The sequence below is a fragment of the Streptomyces platensis genome, assembly GCF_008704855.1.
Taxonomy (GTDB): domain Bacteria; phylum Actinomycetota; class Actinomycetes; order Streptomycetales; family Streptomycetaceae; genus Streptomyces; species Streptomyces platensis.
On record NZ_CP023691.1, the window covers coordinates 7,129,613 to 7,147,528 of the forward strand.

The following is a 17,916-nucleotide window of genomic DNA, read 5'->3' on the forward strand; positions in this document are numbered from 1 at the left end:
GTCGTTGATGGCCACGGCGGAGGCGATTAGCCTCCTGGGACCGTTCGTTCGAATGAGCGGTCCCAGGGAGGGCACGCAGCGTGAGCGTTGACGAGAGCCAGGACAGCGAGACCGGGCAGGTCCCGGTCCGGCACATCGGTGCCACGGCGGGCGAGTTGGAAGGCCTCGCCGAGCAGGCGCGGGCGCTCGCCGAGGGCCGGGTGACCTCGACCGCGCTGGTACGGCGGTCGCTGGAGCGCATCGAGGCCACCCAGGCCACGGTCAACGCCTTCCGGCGGGTACGGGCCGAGGCGGCGCCGGCGGAGGCCGCGGAGGCCGACCGCAGGCTCGCGGCCGGGGAGCGGCTGCCGCTGCTCGGGGTGCCGGTCGCGGTCAAGGACGACACCGATGTGGCGGGCGAACCGACCGCGTTCGGCTGCGCCGGGGAATTCCCGCCCAAGGAGCGCGACGCCGAGGTCGTCCGGCGGCTGCGGGCGGCCGGCGCGATCATCGTCGGCAAGACCAACGCCTGCGAACTGGGCCAGTGGCCGTTCACCGAGGGCCCGGCCTTCGGCAACACCTGCAACCCGTGGAACCTCGCCCACACCCCGGGCGGCTCGTCCGGCGGTTCGGCCGCCGCGGTCGCGGCCGGGCTGGTCCCCGCCGCCCTCGGCACCGACGGCGCCGGCTCGGTCCGGATCCCCGCCGCCTGGTCCCATCTCGTCGGCATCAAACCCCAGCGCGGCCGCATCTCCACCTGGCCGGACCCCGAGTCCTTCCAGGGGATCACCGGCATCGGCCCGCTGGCCCGTACGGTCGAGGACGCGGCCCTGCTGCTGGACGTGGCCAGCGGCAACCACGACGGCGATCTGCACCGGCCGCCCGCCATCGCCGCCCGCGAGGCCGCCGGCCGCGACCCGGGACGGCTGCGGATCGCGCTGTCCTGGAAGGCCGCCTTCACCTTCACGCCCAAGCCGCTGCACCCGGACGTCCGGGCCGCGGTGACCGGTGTGGCCCGCACGCTGGCCCGTCTCGGACACTTCGTCGAGGAGGCGGAGCCGGACTACGGGCTGGTCGGGCTGGCCTTCGTCCCGCGTGCCACGGCCGGGGTGGGGGAGTGGGCGGACCGAGTCCCCGACCGTTCGCTGCTGGACCGCCGTACGCGGGAGGCGGCGCGGATGGGCCGGCTGCTCGGCGGGCCCGTACTGCGCCGGGCGCGCGCCGCCGAGCGGCGCCAACAGCGGCGGATCGGCGCGCTGTTCGGCCCCTACGACGTCCTGCTGACGCCGACCACGGCCACCCCGCCGCCCCGTATCGGCACCCTCGCCAAGCTCAGCGGCTGGCGTACGGATCAGGCCATGATCGCCGCCTGCCCGTACGCCTGGCCGTGGAACGTCCTCGGCTGGCCGGGCGTGAGCGTGCCCGCCGGGTTCAGCGCCGACGGCCTGCCGCTCGGCGCCCAGCTGCTCGGCCCGGCCCACGGCGAGCCGCAGCTGATCTCGCTGGCCGCCCAGCTCCAGGACGATCTGCGCTGGCACGAGCGGCGGCCGGCCGGCCATCCCGCGCCGCACGACGCCGTCCGCCCCTGAGCTGCGGGGCGGACGGCGCCGAGCCGGGGGCGGACGGCCCCTGAGCCTCAGCCGAGGAGCGTGCGGATCGCGTCGGCCGTACCGGTCTCGCCCAGCCGCGGGAAGACCCGCTCCACGCTGTTGCGGTGCGCGTCGGCGTCCAGGTCGGTCATCGCGTCGGTGGCGAGGGTGACGTGGTAGCCGTGCTCGTACGCGGCACGGGCGGTGGACTCCACCCCGATGCTGGTGGCGATGCCGCCGAGGACGATCTGGGTCACCCCGCGGCGGCGCAGCTCCCGGTCCAGGTCCGTGCCGTGGAAGGCGCCCCACCCCTGCTTGGAGACGGTGAGGTCGCCGGGCTGCCGGCCGAGCTCGGGCACCAGCTCCGCCCAGTCGGCGGGCGGCTCGCCGGCCGGCCGCGCGTGCTCCGTACGGCCCGGGGCGCCACCGGTGACGTTCACCAGGACGACGGGCAGCCCGCGCGCCCGGAACGCGGCGGCCAGCCCGGCGGCGCGCTCGATGACCTCGGCGGCCGGCACCGGGGCGGTGGGCAGGGCCGCGATGCCCTTTTGCAGGTCGATCAGTACCAGGGCGGTCGTGGCGTCGAGGGTGGTGACGGGCATGGGTGCTCCTTGTGTGGTGTGGGGCGGGGGCGGGGCGCCGAAGGCGCGGCCGGAGCCCTCGGCGGACGCACCGGAACCGCCCGGCGCGCCCGTCGTGGCGGCCCTGGCGCCTGCGCCGGCGGCGCTCTCGCTCATTCCGGCAGCAGCCGCCGTAGCAGCCCGGCCGCCGTGTCCAGGGTCTGCCGCTCCTCCGCGGTCAGCCGGTCGGCGAGGGCCTCCGCCAGCCAGTCGTGCTTGGCCTGGCGGACGGCGCCGACCACCCGGCGGCCCTCTTCGGTGAGGGAGAAGACCACCTGCCGTCCGTCCGTCGGATGCGGACTGCGGGCGAGGATGCCGCGCTCCTCCAGCGCCCCGATGGTCAGCCGCATGGACTGCGGGCGCACCAGCTCGGCGCGGGCCAGCGCCGCGATGGTGGCCGGACCGCCGGTGTGGATCCGGGAGAGCACCGCCCGCTGGGTCGGGGTGAGCTCGCCCTGGGGGGAGGCGGCGCGCAGATGCCGCATGAGCTGCGCGACGGCCGCGCCGAGGTCCGTCGCCAGGCGTTCCACGTTCTTTTCCGGCATCTGTCCAGCGTACGAAATCGACAGGCAAACTTACAAGTTTCCCTGTCGATTCTGCGGTGCGCCGCCGGACGCGCCACGGTGGAGATGGTCTTGCCACGGTCCGTGACGGGGCTTACGGTCACCTCCACACGCGTAGATCGCGGCGTAGATCATGCGCGGGCGCAGGCTGACGCATCGACAAAGGAGCAGCTCATGGCCGATGTTGTGCGTGCCGCACTGGTTCAGGCGACCTGGACCGGCGACACCGAATCGATGATCGCGAAGCATGAGGAGTACGCCAGAGCGGCCGCCGCGCAGGGCGCGAAGGTGATCGGCTTCCAGGAAGTCTTCAACGCCCCGTACTTCTGCCAGGTCCAGGACCCCGAGCACTACCGCTGGGCCGAGCCGGTGCCCGACGGGCCGACCGTCCGGCGGATGCAGGACCTGGCCCGCGAGACCGGCATGGTCATCGTCGTCCCCGTCTTCGAGGTCGAACAGTCCGGCTTCTACTACAACACCGCGGCCGTCATCGACGCCGACGGCACGGTCCTGGGCACCTACCGCAAGCACCACATCCCGCAGGTCAAGGGCTTCTGGGAGAAGTACTACTTCAAGCCGGGGAACGCCGGCTGGCCGGTCTTCGACACCGCCGTCGGCAAGGTGGGCGTCTATATCTGCTACGACCGCCACTTCCCCGAAGGCTGGCGGCAGTTGGGCCTCAACGGCGCCCAGCTGGTCTACAACCCCTCCGCCACCTCCCGCGGCCTGTCCGCCTACCTCTGGCAGCTGGAGCAGCCCGCGGCCGCGGTCGCCAACGAGTACTTCATCGCGGCGATCAACCGGGTCGGCGTCGAGGAGTACGGCGACAACGACTTCTACGGCACCAGCTACTTCGTCGACCCCCGGGGCCAGTTCGTCGGCGAGGTCGCCAGTGACTCCAAGGAGGAACTGGTCATCCGCGACCTCGACTTCGACATGATCGACGAGGTCCGGCAGCAGTGGGCCTTCTACCGCGACCGACGGCCCGACGCCTACGACGGGCTGGTGCAGCCATGACCCACGACCCCGCGAGCCTGCACGCCCGCCATCAATCCGTCCTCCCCTCCTGGCTGAGCCTCTACTACGAGCGACCCCTCGAACTCACCCATGGCGAGGGCCGCCACGTCTGGGACGCCGAGGGCAACCGCTATCTCGACTTCTTCGGCGGCATCCTCACCACCATGACGGCGCACGCGCTGCCCGAGGTCACCAAGGCCGTCGCCGAACAGGCCGGCCGGATCATCCACACCTCGACGCTCTACCTCTCGCGCCCCATGGTCGAGCTGGCGGAGCGGATCGCGGCGCTCTCCGGCATCCCCGACGCCCGGGTCTTCTTCACCACCTCCGGTACGGAAGCCAACGACGCCGCGCTCCTCCTGGCCACCACGTACCGCCGCTCCAACCAGGTCCTGGCGATGCGCAACAGCTACCACGGCCGGTCCTTCTCCACCGTCGGCATCACCGGCAACCAGAGCTGGTCACCCACCAGCCTCTCGCCCCTCCAGACGCTGTACGTCCACGGCGGAGTGCGCAGCCGCGGCCCGTACGCCGGGCTGAGCGACGATGCGTACACCGAGGCCTGCGTCGCCGACCTGGAGGACATGCTCCAGCAGACCGCGGGCGGCGTCGCCGCGCTGATCGCCGAACCGGTCCAGGGCGTCGGCGGATTCACCATGCCGCCGGACGGCCTGTACGCCGCGTTCCGCGAGGTGCTCGCCCGGCACGGCATCCTCTGGATCAGCGACGAGGTGCAGACCGGCTGGGGCCGTACCGGCGATCACTTCTGGGGCTGGCAGGCGCACGCCGAGAACGGCCCGCCCGACATGCTGACCTTCGCCAAGGGCATCGGCAACGGGATGTCCATCGGCGGGGTGGTGGCCCGCGCCGAGGTGATGGACTCGCTCTCCGCGAACTCCATCTCCACCTTCGGCGGCAGCCCGGTCACCATGGCCGCGGGCCTGGCCAACCTCGGCTATCTCCTGGAACACGACCTCCAGGGCAACGCCCGGCGGGTCGGCGGCCTGCTCATCGAGCGGCTGCGGGCGGTCGCGGCCGGTCTCGATCTCGTCCGGGAAGTGCGCGGCCGCGGCCTGATGATCGGCATCGAACTGGTCCGCCCCGGCACCGACGAGCGCTCGCCGGAGGCCGCCTCCCTGGTGCTGGAGGCCGCCCGCGAACGCGGCCTGCTGATCGGGAAGGGCGGCCAGGGCGGCGCCTCACTGCGCATCGCACCCCCGATGACGCTGACCATCGCCGAAGCGGAAGAAGGCGCGGATCTGCTGGCGGACGCACTACGGGCGGCGCAGGGCCGGCTGGCTCCGGCGTAGGGCACGGCCGTGGCCGGGGTTTCGTCAGGCGCGGGGCCCCGGCCCCCGGTCGGTATCCGCGCGGGAGTGCCGTGCCGGACAACGCGGACGTGGACCGCAGCGCATGACACGCGTCAGGCCCCGCAACACCTCAGGCGGTCCCGGCGGTCTCCCGCACCGTGTCGGCCACCAGGGTGAAGAAGCGGGTGTGGGCGCGCCGGCTGCACGGGGCCTCCGGATTCCACGGCAGCAGCCGGGACCGGGCCTCGATCGTGCGCCAGTGGGCGTCGGACCGGAGCTGTTCGGGCCGGGCGGCATTGGCCCGTACGTCCATCAGCACGATGTCCGGCGCCAGCGCCGCGGCGTCCGCCCAGCCGACGGTCGACCAGTTCACCCCGGCGCCCCCAGCCGGCTCCAGCAGCCCCACCCCGTGCTCGGTCAGCGCCCGCAGATCCGGCCAGGAGCTGGGCCGGGCCAGATGCACCCGCTCCAGTCCCGCGGGCGACAGCGCCAGCACCCGCGGCCGTACGGCCCCGCCGGTCGCCTGCCGCAGGGCGTCCTCCGCGGCGTCCAACTCCCGTGCCCGGCCCAGGGGTTCGCCGCAGCCCAGCGAACCGGCGAGCGCCGCGAACCGCTCGCGCACCCCCGCCAGGCTGCGGCCGGGGCCCACCGCGACGGTGGCGACCGGGACATGCGCCTCCAGCTCCAGGGCGATCTTCGGCTCCAGCCCGTAGACCTGCTCGCCGTCATAGGTCACGGCCACCACGAGGTCCGGCGCCGCCTCCAGCAGGGTGTCCGGGTGCAGCGCGCCGCCCGAACCGAGATAGCCGATCTCCGCGAGCGGCAGCTCGCCGGCCTTGGCGGGGTCGGGGGCGGCGCCGTCGTGCTGGGACCCGAAGAGCCCCACGGGGCGTATACCGTGGTCCCACAGCGTCGCCCCCGCCTGTATGTACGCCACGATCCTGAGCGGCCGGTCGCCGGCCACCGCCAGGCGCCCCCGGTCGTCGGAGAACTCCCACGGTGTGCGCTGGTCCATGAACCCGCCGCCTTTCCGATTCGTCCGTCAGAATGCCGGGCAGCCCGCCAGGTTCGCCCGCCGGTTCGGCGCATACCTGCCCAACGCGTCACTCCCGCACCCCTCCCGCGGGTACCACGCACCCCTCGCCCGTGCCCCGCGTTGAACCGTCCAGCTGATCGTCGGCGCAACACGAACGTCTCCGCTGATTAACGGTCACGGTATTGCCACCGTGGGTGACATGCTTCTACGGTCTCCTTCTCGACCGTGATCTACGGGTGTAGACCGGTGGTGGCGTGGCGTCAGCGGAGCAGACCTGCCAGGGGATGGTGCGCGTCGAGCTCCGCCTTCCCGTGCCGCCGATGTCGCTGGTGTGGAAGGGAGCAGGATTGTGAGCCGTACGGTCGTGCAGGGCGGACTGGTGATCACCGCCGCCGATGAGGTCCACGCCGATGTCCTGGTGGAGGACGGCCGGGTCGCCGCCCTCGCGGCACACGGCAGCCACACCGCGGACGGCTGGACCGGGACGGCGGACCGCGTCCTCGACGCCACCGGGAAATACGTCATCCCAGGGGGCGTCGACGCGCACACCCATCTGGACTTCCCCTTCGGCGGGACCTTCTCCTCCGACAACTTCGAGACCGGCACCCGCGCCGCGGCCTGGGGCGGCACCACCACCCTCATCGACTTCGCGGTCCAGTCCCGCGGCAAGTCGCTGCGCGCCGGCCTGGACGCCTGGCACGCCAAGTCCGACGCCCAGTGCGCCATCGACTACGCGTTCCACATGATCCTCTCGGACGTCAACGAGCACACCCTCAAGGAGATGGACCTCCTGGTGGCGGAGGGCGTCACCTCGTTCAAGCTCTTCACCGCCTATCCCGGCGTCTTCTACAGCGACGACGGGCAGATCCTGCGCGCCATGCAGCAGTCCGCCGGCAACGGCGGGCTGATCATGATGCACGCCGAGAACGGCATCGCCATCGACGTCCTCGTCGAACAGGCGCTGGCCGAGGGCCGCACCGACCCGCGCTACCACGGTGAGGTCCGCCGGGTCCTCCTGGAGGCCGAGGCCACCCACCGCACCATCCAGCTGGCGCGGGTGGCCGGCGCCCCGCTCTATGTCGTGCACGTCTCCGCCGAGGAAGCTCTCGCCGAGATCGCCCAGGCCCGCGACAAGGGGCTGAACGTCTTCGGTGAGACCTGCCCGCAGTATCTGTTCCTGTCCACCGACAACCTCGCCGAGCCGGACTTCGAGGGCGCCAAGTACGTGTGTTCCACGCCGCTGCGGCCGCGTGAGCACCAGGAGGCGCTGTGGCGCGGGCTGCGCACCAACGACCTCCAGGTGGTCTCGACCGACCACTGCCCGTTCTGCTTCCAGGGACAGAAGGAGCTCGGCCGCGGCGACTTCTCCAAGATCCCCAACGGGATGCCGGGCGTGGAGAACCGGATGGACCTCCTCCACCAAGGCGTCGTGGAGGGCCGGATCAGCCGCCGCCGCTGGATCGAGATCGCCTGCGCCACCCCGGCCCGCATGTTCGGCCTCTACCCCAAGAAGGGCACCCTCGCCCCCGGCTCCGACGCCGACCTCGTCATCTACGACCCCACCGTCGAACAGACCGTCTCCGCCGAGACCCACCACATGAACGTCGACTACTCGCCGTACGAGGGCAAACGCCTCACCGGGCAGGTCGAAACCGTGCTCTCGCGGGGCGAACTCGTCCTCGACCGGCGGGAGTTCACCGGACGCGCGGGACACGGCCAGTACATCCCGCGTGGCACCTGCCAGTACCTCATCTAAGGAGCGCCGCTGTGGACTTCGGAGTTGTCCTACAGGCCGACCCGCCCGCCTCCGCCGTTGTGTCCCTGATGCGCCGCGCCGAGCGCAACGGCTTCCGCTACGGCTGGACCTTCGACTCGGCCGTCCTGTGGCAGGAACCGTTCGTCATCTACAGCCGGGTGCTGGAACACACCGAGCGGATGATCGTCGGCCCGATGGTCACCAACCCCTCCACCCGCACCCCCGAGGTCACCGCCTCCACCTTCGCCACCCTCAACGAGATGTACGGCAACCGCACCGTCTGCGGCATCGGGCGCGGCGACTCCGCGATGCGGGTGGCCGGACGCCCGCCCAACACCCTGGCCCGGCTGGGCGAGTCGATCCGCGTCATCCGCGATCTCGCCGAGGGCCGGGAGGCGTACGTCGGCGACCACCGGATCAAGATCCCCTGGATCAAGGACGGCAAGCTCCCGGTGTGGATGGCCGCCTACGGGCCCAAGGCCCTCGCCATGGCCGGCGAGCTGGCCGACGGCTTCATCCTCCAGCTGGCCGACCCCTTCCTCACCGAGTGGATGATCAAGGCGGTGCGGAAGGCCGCGGTGGACGCCGGCCGCGACCCGGCCGATGTCACGATCTGTGTCGCCGCACCGGCCTATGTGGGCGACGATCTGGACCACGCCCGTGAGCAGTGCCGCTGGTTCGGTGGCATGGTCGGCAACCACGTCGCCGACCTCGTCGCACGCTACGGCGAGCACTCCGGCATGGTGCCGGACGAGCTGACCGCGTACATCGCGTCCCGGGAGAGCTACGACTACGCCCACCACGGCCGGTCGGGCAACCCCGACGCGGGCTTTGTGTCGGACGCGGTCATCGACCGCTTCTGCCTGCTCGGCCCGGCCGCCGCACACCTCGACAAGCTGCGGCAGCTCCAGGCCCTGGGCGTCGACCAGTTCGCGCTCTACGCCATGCACGACGCCAAGGAATCCACCATCGACGCCTACGGAGCAGAGATCCTTCCCGCGTTCGCCGACTGAACGGGCCCCGGGCGCAGGCGCGTTGCGGCCCCGCGCGCGCCGCCCCGGCCCGTCGGCCGGGCGCGGCAACCGGGCCACCGCCGCACCGCCCGGCGGCCCGCACCCGGACGAGAGGTCCCCGCATGCCCGCGACCGCACCCTTGTTGGCAGGTTTTGACGGAGGTTCAGGAGACGTTGGATCAGCACCGGTGGCGGGCAACGACGTGGACATGTCGTTCCTGTTGGAGGAGGAAGGGGGCGTCGCGTGGGACGAAGCGGACCTACCGCTCCGCCGGAACCTTCTCCGCCTGGCCATTGATGAGTTGCGCGTGATCCGGCTCCCGGGGGCAGAAGAGGTTCAACAGCGATGAAGCGGGTGACTATCACCTGGGCGATGCCGGAGGACTACGTGGAGCCGGAGAAGGAGGAGTTCACCGCTGCCGCCTGATGTGGATGAGTAGCGCCAGGTCGTCCTGACCGGCTTACGCGGCTGCAATGGGGGACTCGCTTCTCCTCAGACGCTACCGGTTGGTGATGGCCCACCCAACACTGCCCGATCCCACAATGGTTGCGAAGGAAACGAGTAACCACGGTGGGATGCGGTACACAGAGAGCCGCACGCTCTTGGTGTGGATCTTGATGATTGGGGTCTGAGGGTCGCCCACGGCTCTCTCTCCTGCGTTCGGGAACGCCAAATAACGCCCATGAGGGCGGCGTTGTTGTCGTCGCAACGGTAGCGCTGCCGGTGCGATGCTGTCGCCTTGATCCGGGATTCCGAGAGTGCTTTTCTTCAACGCCGCGCATTGTGTAGTCAATGTAGACAATGGCGAGAGCCAGCATGCTCCCTAGGGAGGTCGACATGCTCCCCAGGGAGGTCGGCGAGTTCCATGGGGAGATCCGCTTGCTAGCAAGCGAGCAAGCGTGGCAGGCATGCATGCAAGGCCGGGCTCTCACCTGCCTGTTGGTCTCGCTGAGGGACCTTCAGTCCCACCGTTCAGCAAATCCATCTAACGGTGAGACTGACGAATTTCGAGATTAAGCTAGCTGGCTTCAAGATTGCGCTAGCTCAATCTTGAAGCCAGCTAGCTTACGCACCTCTTAAGAGGTGAGTTTGGAGGCGCGGCTACCCCCTCCGGCGCCGGTCGATAATCGTGTTCCGTCATGTACAACACGCCTTTATGTACACCACGGCGTCAATGGACAAGGTGACGTCCTTCACTGCTCCGCCATCAGCCTGAGCATGGTCCGCTTGGGCAGCAGGAAGAAGGGCTTTCTCCTCCCCGGCGGCCGCTACTGGTACACCGCCGGCTGGAACTGGCGCGCCGTCCTCGCCTTCGTCACCGGCGGCCTGCTGGCGGTGGGCGGCACCTACTCCCAGCCGGGCAAGGGGCCGTTCCCGGCCGACGGTCTGATCCCGTTCCTCCAGCCCCTGGCCGACTACGGCTGGGCGGTGGGGCTCGGTGTTGCGTTGACGCTTTACACAGTGCTGATGGCTCCGGCCATGAGGGGCCGGACAAGGTCCTAGGCATGTTGATCACGAGCGTGGTTAACAGCCGTTGAGCCTCGGTCATGGCGAAGACCTCCAAGGGGGGCACAGCCATATCCGCGCCTCAGGCGGCCGGGTACTCCCCGAGGAGTGCTGCTACCTCCGGCACCTTTCGGAAGGGCTTCAAGCTCTCAAGAACCACCCGCGTCCGCTCGGCGGTTCGCTCAGAGGCTCCGCCGGTGGACAGAGCCAGCATGCGTTCCGCGGTTGCTGCCGCTTCTTCCGGCTCGTTGGCGTCCGCGTAGGCCACCGCCAACCAGGAAAGGTAGAGCGCCAACTCCCGTGCGTGCGTTGCGTCGTAGCGGTCCAAGACCTCGGACAGGAGTGGCACGGCGCGGAGTGGTCTGTGCAGCTCGGTGTAGACCCTGGCGTCCATGACCTCCAGCTCCTCAACGGACACCCAGTAAGTCCAGTCCGGTTCATCCGCCCCGTGCTCGTCCGTGAGCGCTTCGTGGGCCTTGCCCAGTGCCTGAATCGCCTCTTGAGGACAGCCGGCCCGGGTGTGTGCCCACGCCACGCGGTCCAGGAAAAGCGCGCGTGCGCGGGACGGAGCGTCCGGCCCGGCGGCGTCCACCGCGGCCACCGCCATAGCCACCGCCTCACGCGGATCACCCTGATTGGCTACCTGGTAAGCCAGCGTGCCCAGAAGCTGACCCGCCAGGGTGCCATCTCCGGCTTTCCGCGCGGCAGATAGCCCCAGGCGGTAGACCTTCTCCGCCTCCGCGTACTCTCCGGCGTCACTGGCCACCCAACCCACAATCTGGGCCAGCTCCGCGATCGCCCGGAGTAGACCCTGCCCAACGGCTTCTGTGTGCGTGGTCATTCGGTAGAGGTCCACCGAGGACCTCAGATCGCGGCGTGCGCGCCCGATCAGGTCACGTCCGTACACCACGTCGTCCGCCAGTCGGAGGCCGTGCACCCGGTCGGCCAGGTCCGTCACTGTGGATCGGCCGATCCGCCGGCCGGGACCGTCGACGAGCGGGGCGAAGGGATCACCGGGCCGAAGGAAGTCGTCCACCGTGCGCGTTTCGGGAAGAGCGGTCGTTTCCTCTACAGCCGTCGCTGCCTCCAGTTCCTCCCTGGACACTCCTAAGACGATGGCCAGGACCGGCAGCCATTCGCGCGGTTTCCGCTTCGCTGCCTCCCACCGGTACACGTCCTGGCGACTCAGAGAGGCATTCAGTCCCAGCGTGGGGAGATCGCGGGCAACTTCGTTCGCCTTCTCCGCCAGGCGTTCCTGTGACCAGCCGCGCGCTTTGCGAAGGCGTCTGATCATTGCCTGGATGGTCTCCCCGGTCATGACCCCAGTCTGGCCTACGCAGAGGCATACACGCAGGCTGCTCCGGAAGCACACGGGGGCCGGAATGCTGGCCGTTATGGCAAGTGAAATGGCTGCCGCTGATCGCGCCCCGGTCGTCGTGAGGTCTGCCGGTCCGGCGCTGGAACCCGTTGCCGTTAATGGGTGCGACGTGTGCCAGTCCTGCGACCGGGAGAGGGAGTCGGCGCGCCGGGACGAGCGCTCGTTGACCGTCCGGAGCTGTAACGCCGTCATCGCGGGCCATCCACACGGAAGGGAGGTATGGGATGACCGCAACTGAGGTGCAACCCGCGTCCTTCAGATCACCTGAGGAGGTCCCGGTGGGGACTGTCGTCTTCGACCGGGACGCCGACATGGTGGCCGTGGTACGAGACGTGAGGGGACTCATGGTCGGACTGGAACGGCCCACGGGCCTTACCTGGGACGTGGCTTACCGCCGTCTGCGACCCGGCACCGAGCACGAGGGACGACAGCTCCAGGCACTGGCGGCACTCCAGCGGGCACGACTGCGAGGTATGCCGTGAGCTGCACGAAGTGCATTGACCTGCAACGGGAGTTGGAGGCGGCCGAAAGGGCCCGTGACCGGACCCGTGTCGTGGACTGTCGTGTGTTGCTCCGGCGCCACCCCCAGCACGACGGCGTACCCGTGGAGGCGGGCGCGCGTTCCCAGAAGACTCCGCCCCCGGAATAGGGGCGGCCAAGGCCCCGGCCGTCATGTGCATGGACAGCGGCAGCCGGCCGGGGGCAGTTATCAGTGAGAGCACACAGGAGGAAACGTGATCATGATCCTTGCGAACGACGGTGGCGACAAGCTCCCGGGGAAGCCGTACCCCGGCCCGCATCAGCCCCCGTCCCCTGACGGTGGCCCCGGTGTCCCCAACCCGCCCAAGGCTGTCTGAGCAGTGACCACCGACGTACCCAAGGGGCGTCCCGGCCTTGACGGGCTGGGGCGCGTCCTCATGTCTTCAGGGGCCCTTTCCCCCGACTGGGCACCCTCGTACGCGGCCGTTCCCCGGTCCACCGTGTTGCCGGACCTGATGTGGCCGTTCGATATGGAGGGCGGCCGGAGCGTGGCCGTGTCCAGGGCGGAAGATCCCGTCAAGTGGCAGGAGTACGCGGACTCCGACGTACCGATCGTCACTCAGTGGGACGACGGGCAGCACTCCGGCCGCGAACCCGGGCACGTGCCGACCAGCTCCGTGTCCATGCCCTCCGTGGTGTTCCGGATGCTCCAGGACCTGGAACTCCAGCCAGGCCACAAGACTCTGGAGATCGGCACGGCCACAGCCTGGAATGCGTTGCTCATGGTCCACCGTGCCGGCCCGGGGTGCGTGACCACGGTGGAGGTGGACCGGGCGGTGGCCACAGCCGCCATGGCGACGGTGGAGCGGCTGGGAATCCCTCTCCAGGTCGTCCACGGCGACGGGTTCCAGGGCTATCGGGAAGGGGCGCCGTATGACCGGGTCATCGCTACGTGTGGCCTCCGGTCCATTCCGTTCGCGTGGGTGGAGCAATGCCGGCCGGGCGGTGTCATCGTGGCGCCGTGGGGGACGCACTACAGCCACGCCGACGCGGTGGCACGCCTGGTGGTCGCGCCGGATGGTGAGAGCGCGTCCGGCAGGTTCACCGGCCCCGTGGAGTTCATGAAGCTCCGGTCTCAGCGGTTCGTCCCCCGCCCGCACTCCGCGTACGTCAAGGGGAGCGTGGCGGACGGTGTCGAGTCCGCCACGACGCTCACCGAAACGGAGTTCGTCGGGGAGCAATTCGGGCCGGAGCGGTTCGCCATGGGCCTCCGTGTTCCCCGGTGTTCGTTCATCGTGGCGAACAAGAGCGACGGCGCGCGGCCGGTCTGGTTCTACAGCCTGAGCGACCACTCATGGGCGTGTGTGATGTTCCGCGACGGGAAGACGGCCCGTGTCTGGCAACAAGGTCCACGCCGGCTCTGGGAACAGGTGGAAAACGCGTTCCGATGGTGGGTCCACCACGGAAAGCCTGAACACACCCGGTTCGGCCTGACCGTGACAGCCGAGGGTGAACGGGTGTGGCTGGACGACCCGGCCGACTCCTGGGCCCTTTGAGACCGGCCCTGTCTGTGCGCTGCCCCCGCGTGGCGCACGGGCGGGGACTTCGCTCATGTGCCCTCGGCCAGCTCCGCCAGCAGCCGGGGCAGCGCACTGCCGATCGGCTCGCGGATCACCTCGGCGGCGAGCTCGTCGTACGGGGTCGGCTCGGCGTTGACGATGATCAGGCGTGCGCCGTGCTCCGCGGCCACCCCCGCGAGCGAGGCCGCCGGCTGCACCTGAAGCGTCGTACCGACGGCGAGGAAGACCTCCGCCGCCTTCGCCACGCCCAGTGCCGTACCGAGCACCTGCGGATCCAGCCGCTCGCCGAACATCACCGTCGCCGACTTCAGGATCCCGCCGCACACCAGGCACGCCGGATCCGGCTCGCCCGCGGCCACCCGCGCCAGCGCCTCCTCCATCGAAGACCGGGCATGACAGCGGGTGCAGGTCACCGCGCGTACCGTGCCGTGCAGTTCGAGGACCTTGCGGTCGGGCATCCCGGCGCGCTGGTGCAGGCCGTCGACGTTCTGCGTGATCACCCGCACCGGGGTCCCGGACCGCTCCAGCCTGGCCACTGCCTCGTGCGCGGCATTCGGCCGGGCCCGGAACGCCGGGCTGTCCTGCCGCATCCGCCAGGACCGCCGCCGGATCTCCGGATCACCCATGTACGCGTCGTAGGTGACCAGCTTCTCCGCCTCCGGGTCCCGCCGCCACAGCCCGTTCGGCCCGCGGTAGTCGGGAATCCCGGAGTCGGTGGAGATACCCGCTCCGGAGAGGATCGCGACGAGGGGACGGTGGGGCTGCTGGTCGGGGGTGGGGTCGAAACCGGTCATGGGGTGAGCGTAGGCAGGTCGTGGGCCGGCCGTCTTGTCAGTTATCGGTGTCGGGGTGCCAGCCGGGGGCGTGCTGCCGGGCGAGTGCGTCCCAGGCGGCGGGGCCGCCGGGGAGGGGCCAGCCCCGGGTGAGGTGAGAGCCGGAGCAGGTCCGGTGCAGCTCGCGCGCCAGCCGTCGTCCCTCGTTGGCGATCTTGGATGGTGCGAGGGGATCGCCGGCGTCCCGCTGCCGCTGGAGGGCGGCGATGCGTTCCTGGTAGGCGCGGAGATCCGGCTCGGCCAGGAGGGCGTGCAGCTCGGGCAGCCCCTCGCGGTTCAGTCGTAGTACGGGCGGACGGCCGCCCTCGGCGAGCGCGGCCGCGAGCCGGTCATGGCCGTCCAGCACCACGGCGGTGTCGAGCGCACTGATCCCCCACAGCACCACGGGTGGCAGCACGCCCTCGCGGTACTGGCGCCGGAAGGCCCTCACCCGTGGGGCGTCCGGGGCGGACAGTGGACGCAGCGGCAGGATGTCGCGGCTGTCGTGTGCGGGACTTCCGCTGAACCAGGCGATATGGCCGCGGTCCGGATCGTGCTGCGCCAGGGTGTCCCAGTAGGCGTCGACCGCGTAGGACGACATCCCCGGCTGTAGTTGCCAACCCCCTTCATGTAGCGGCCCGTTGCTGCTCTCCCGTAGCGCGGTGGCGAAGTGGTGCGCCCACCGGGCGAGCCAGGCGTCCTGGTCCGCGGAGCTCTCCCGATACGTGTGGGCCAAAGCGGCACGCAACGGAGGGACGGGCGACGTGTACCGGCCGGTGCGCGCGTAATGCACCCCGCGATGGGTGACCCGCTGACGGGCCAGCAGGACGACCTGATCGCCCTGGAAGAGCACCAGCCGCCGCCCGTCGGCTACTTCGGCGCGTAGCGGCGGGCGGGCCGGTCCGTCGACGCCCAGCGCCAGCCCGTCCCAGCGGACGCCGCTTGCGGAGCGGGGGAGCGTGGTGCGCTGCACGGGTGTCACCTCGCTTCTCCGGGGGGACTGGGGGGCTGGGGGGACTTACGGGTGCCTGGCAGCTGCCTGGCCCGTGATGGCCCGAGCCTACGGCCGTGCCCGGGGCGGGCGCCCGCCGGCCGGCCGCGGTGGCCCGCACCGGCGATCCCCGTATGGCGCCCGCCGTCTCCCTGGCCCCTACGTACGATCGCGAGGGGCCGATCGCCCGCGCCCGAGCGGCCCGCCCCGCACCGCTCTCACCGCAGCACAGAGGAGTCACCGTGTTCACCACCCGCCCGACCCTCCAAGGCACCTTCGGTATGGCCTCCACCACGCACTGGCTGGCGTCCCAGTGCGCGATGGCCGTCCTGGAGGACGGCGGAAACGCCTATGACGCAGCGGTGGCCGCCGGGTTCGTACTGCATGTCGTGGAGCCGCATCTGAACGGTCCGGCGGGTGAGGTGCCGATCATCCTGGCGCCCGCGGACGGGCCGGTGCGGGTGCTGTGCGGCCAGGGCCCGGCGCCGGCCGGTGCGAGCGTGGCGCACTACACGTCCCTGGGGCTCGACCTGGTGCCCGGCACCGGTCCGCTCGCCGCCGCGGTCCCCGGCGCCTTCGACGCCTGGATGCTGCTGCTGCGCGATCACGGCAGCAAGTCCCTGGCCGAGGTGCTGCGGTACGCCATCGGCTACGCCGAGCACGGCCATCCCGCCGTCGAGCGGATCGGTGCGACCGTCGCGACGGTCCGTGAACTCTTCGAGACGGAGTGGATCTCCTCGGCCGAGATCTACCTCCCCGACGGCCGGCCCGTCGCCCCCGGAGGGCTGCTCAGGAACCGGCCGCTGGCCGCCACGTGGCGCCGGCTGATCGCCGAGGCGGAGACCGCCGGGACCGGCCGTGAAGCGCAGATCGAGGCCGCCCGCCGTATCTGGCGGGAAGGCTTCATCGGTGAGGCGCTCGCCGCCTTCGCCGCCCGCCCCGCCATGGACACCTCCGGCGAACGCCACGCGGGCACCCTCACCGGCGACGACCTGGCCGCCTTCGACGCCACCTACGAGGCACCCGTCACGTACGACTGGAACGGTTGGACCGTCGCCAAGGCCGGCGGCTGGTCCCAGGGCCCCGTCTTCCTCCAGCAACTCGCGCTGCTGCCACCGAAGTTGCCCGCGTACGGCAGCCCCGAGTACGTCCATCTGCTCATCGAGGGCGGCAAACTGGCGATGGCCGACCGCGAGGCCTGGTACGGCGACGCCGCCGAGGTCCCGCTCGACGCCCTGCTGAGCGACGGCTACAACGCCGACCGGCGGGCCCTGATCGGCGAGCGTGCCTCGCACGAGCTGCGCCCCGGCAGCCCGGACGGCCGCGCCCCGCGGCTGAGCAAGCACGCGGTGGCGGCCGCGGCGGGCGCGGACGGCTTCGACGTGCGGGGTGCCTCCGGGCGCGGGGCGGGCGAGCCGACCGTCGCGCACGGGGTGCCGGGGACAGCCGGTCCCGGAGACGTACCGGCAGATGTCGCCCCCGAGACCGACCGGAACGGCGCCACCCGCGGCGACACCTGCCATATCGATGTCGTCGACCGCTGGGGCAACCTGGTCTCCGCCACCCCGTCCGGCGGCTGGCTCCAATCCAACCCCGTCGTCCCGGCGCTCGGCTTCCCGCTCGGCACCCGGCTCCAGATGGCCTGGCTGGAGGAGGGCCTGCCCAACTCGCTCACCCCGGGGCGCCGCCCCCGCACCACCCTCACCCCGTCCCTCGCGCTGCGCGACGGGGTCCCGGTGATGGCCTTCGGGACGCCGGGCGGCGATCAGCAGGACCAGTGGCAGGTGCACTTCTTCCTGGCCGTGGCGCTGCGCGGGGCGGTCCGCGGCGGCCTCGACCTCCAGGGCGCCATCGACGCCCCGAACTGGCACCAGGACTCCTTCCCCGGCTCCTTCTTCCCGCGCGGGATGCGGCCGGGCAGCGTGACGGTGGAGTCCCGGATCGGTCAGCGGGTCATCGACGGGCTGCGCCGGCGTGGTCACCGGGTCACGGTGGGTGATGCCTGGTCCGAGGGGCGGCTGTGCGCGGTGGCACGGGATCCGGAGTCCGGAGTGCTGTCCGCGGCGGCGAATCCGCGGGGGATGCAGGGGTACGCGGCCGGGCGGTGAGGCGCTGAGGCGCTGAGGTGGTGAGCTGGTGAGGCCGTGAGGCGGTGAGGCGCTGCACCGGGCCGGGGACGGGTGCGCGTCCGGAGATCACCGGGCGGCCGGGCCAGGCCAGGCCAGGCCGGGCCAGGCCAGGCCCGGTCCCCGGCCCGTGCCCGCCGCGGCATCCGGAATTCACCT

General features: G+C 71.1%; 14 protein-coding genes and 1 pseudogene. 9 read left to right on the forward strand and 6 right to left on the reverse strand.

Features of this window, described 5'->3' with window-relative positions:
- Nucleotides 1–80: 80 nt before the first annotated feature.
- Nucleotides 81–1,568 carry an amidase gene (locus CP981_RS31525; protein WP_085922689.1) on the forward strand — a complete coding sequence of 496 codons (1,488 nt, stop codon included), beginning with the start codon at nt 81–83 and terminating at the stop codon, nt 1,566–1,568.
- Nucleotides 1,569–1,615: 47 nt separating this feature from the next.
- Here the strand turns inward: CP981_RS31525 and CP981_RS31530 are convergent, their stop codons facing one another.
- Entirely contained in the window at nt 1,616–2,170 is a 555-nt protein-coding gene (locus tag CP981_RS31530) for an isochorismatase family protein (RefSeq protein WP_085922688.1), read from the reverse strand.
- Nucleotides 2,171–2,301: 131 nt separating this feature from the next.
- Nucleotides 2,302–2,733, reverse strand: a complete 432-nt coding sequence (locus tag CP981_RS31535) for a MarR family winged helix-turn-helix transcriptional regulator (protein WP_085922687.1) — start codon at nt 2,731–2,733, stop codon at nt 2,302–2,304.
- Between the two features lie 192 nt (nt 2,734–2,925).
- Here CP981_RS31535 and CP981_RS31540 point away from each other — a divergent pair, with 192 nt between their 5' ends.
- Complete coding sequence (locus tag CP981_RS31540; RefSeq protein ID WP_085922686.1) at nt 2,926–3,768, forward strand: nitrilase-related carbon-nitrogen hydrolase; 843 nt, start codon at nt 2,926–2,928, stop codon at nt 3,766–3,768.
- Nucleotides 3,765–5,078: an aspartate aminotransferase family protein gene (locus tag CP981_RS31545; protein ID WP_085922685.1), complete on the forward strand. Its 1,314-nt coding sequence runs from the start codon at nt 3,765–3,767 to the stop codon at nt 5,076–5,078. The genes CP981_RS31540 and CP981_RS31545 overlap by 4 nt, the downstream gene beginning before the upstream one ends.
- A gap of 130 nt (nt 5,079–5,208) precedes the next feature.
- On the opposite strand, the gene CP981_RS31550 is transcribed toward CP981_RS31545, so the two are convergent.
- Complete coding sequence (locus tag CP981_RS31550; protein ID WP_085922684.1) at nt 5,209–6,093, reverse strand: substrate-binding domain-containing protein; 885 nt, start codon at nt 6,091–6,093, stop codon at nt 5,209–5,211.
- A 370-nt stretch (nt 6,094–6,463) separates the two neighbouring features.
- Between CP981_RS31550 and hydA the strand changes: the two genes are divergently transcribed.
- From hydA to CP981_RS31565, 3 genes and pseudogenes are all read left to right on the forward strand, one after another.
- Nucleotides 6,464–7,870, forward strand: a complete 1,407-nt coding sequence (hydA, locus tag CP981_RS31555) for a dihydropyrimidinase (protein WP_208853009.1) — start codon at nt 6,464–6,466, stop codon at nt 7,868–7,870.
- Nucleotides 7,871–7,881: 11 nt separating this feature from the next.
- On the forward strand, nt 7,882–8,883 hold the full coding sequence (locus tag CP981_RS31560; protein WP_085922683.1) for a TIGR03842 family LLM class F420-dependent oxidoreductase: 1,002 nt from the start codon (nt 7,882–7,884) through the stop codon (nt 8,881–8,883).
- A gap of 1,258 nt (nt 8,884–10,141) precedes the next feature.
- Nucleotides 10,142–10,387 (forward strand): annotated as a pseudogene (locus tag CP981_RS31565) (cytosine permease); the annotation flags it as partial.
- 85 nt (nt 10,388–10,472) lie between these two features.
- Here CP981_RS31565 and CP981_RS31570 read toward each other — a convergent pair.
- The gene (locus CP981_RS31570; RefSeq protein WP_167536170.1) at nt 10,473–11,708 is read right to left on the reverse strand and encodes a helix-turn-helix transcriptional regulator; all 1,236 of its coding nucleotides are present in this window, start codon (nt 11,706–11,708) and stop codon (nt 10,473–10,475) included.
- A 338-nt stretch (nt 11,709–12,046) separates the two neighbouring features.
- Here CP981_RS31570 and CP981_RS31575 point away from each other — a divergent pair, with 338 nt between their 5' ends.
- On the forward strand, nt 12,047–12,250 hold the full coding sequence (locus CP981_RS31575; protein ID WP_244329874.1) for a hypothetical protein: 204 nt from the start codon (nt 12,047–12,049) through the stop codon (nt 12,248–12,250).
- A 435-nt stretch (nt 12,251–12,685) separates the two neighbouring features.
- Entirely contained in the window at nt 12,686–13,804 is a 1,119-nt protein-coding gene (locus tag CP981_RS31580) for a methyltransferase domain-containing protein (protein ID WP_085922783.1), read from the forward strand.
- Nucleotides 13,805–13,857: 53 nt separating this feature from the next.
- On the opposite strand, the gene CP981_RS31585 is transcribed toward CP981_RS31580, so the two are convergent.
- Nucleotides 13,858–14,622, reverse strand: a complete 765-nt coding sequence (locus CP981_RS31585; protein WP_085922681.1) for an SIR2 family NAD-dependent protein deacylase — start codon at nt 14,620–14,622, stop codon at nt 13,858–13,860.
- 37 nt (nt 14,623–14,659) lie between these two features.
- On the reverse strand, nt 14,660–15,613 hold the full coding sequence (locus CP981_RS31590; protein ID WP_143658809.1) for a hypothetical protein: 954 nt from the start codon (nt 15,611–15,613) through the stop codon (nt 14,660–14,662).
- A 260-nt stretch (nt 15,614–15,873) separates the two neighbouring features.
- Here CP981_RS31590 and CP981_RS31595 point away from each other — a divergent pair, with 260 nt between their 5' ends.
- Complete coding sequence (locus tag CP981_RS31595; RefSeq protein WP_085922679.1) at nt 15,874–17,739, forward strand: gamma-glutamyltransferase family protein; 1,866 nt, start codon at nt 15,874–15,876, stop codon at nt 17,737–17,739.
- Nucleotides 17,740–17,916 lie beyond the last annotated feature (177 nt).

Coding starts and splice junctions, on each gene's coding strand:
- CP981_RS31545 (WP_085922685.1), top strand. CDS start 3,765: ATGACCCACGACCCCGCGAGCCTGCACGCCCGCCATCAATCCGTCCTC.
- CP981_RS31540 (WP_085922686.1), top strand. CDS start 2,926: ATGGCCGATGTTGTGCGTGCCGCACTGGTTCAGGCGACCTGGACCGGC.
- CP981_RS31535 (WP_085922687.1), bottom strand. CDS start 2,733: ATGCCGGAAAAGAACGTGGAACGCCTGGCGACGGACCTCGGCGCGGCC.
- CP981_RS31570 (WP_167536170.1), bottom strand. CDS start 11,708: ATGACCGGGGAGACCATCCAGGCAATGATCAGACGCCTTCGCAAAGCG.
- CP981_RS31530 (WP_085922688.1), bottom strand. CDS start 2,170: ATGCCCGTCACCACCCTCGACGCCACGACCGCCCTGGTACTGATCGAC.
- CP981_RS31550 (WP_085922684.1), bottom strand. CDS start 6,093: ATGGACCAGCGCACACCGTGGGAGTTCTCCGACGACCGGGGGCGCCTG.
- CP981_RS31580 (WP_085922783.1), top strand. CDS start 12,686: ATGTCTTCAGGGGCCCTTTCCCCCGACTGGGCACCCTCGTACGCGGCC.
- CP981_RS31585 (WP_085922681.1), bottom strand. CDS start 14,622: ATGACCGGTTTCGACCCCACCCCCGACCAGCAGCCCCACCGTCCCCTC.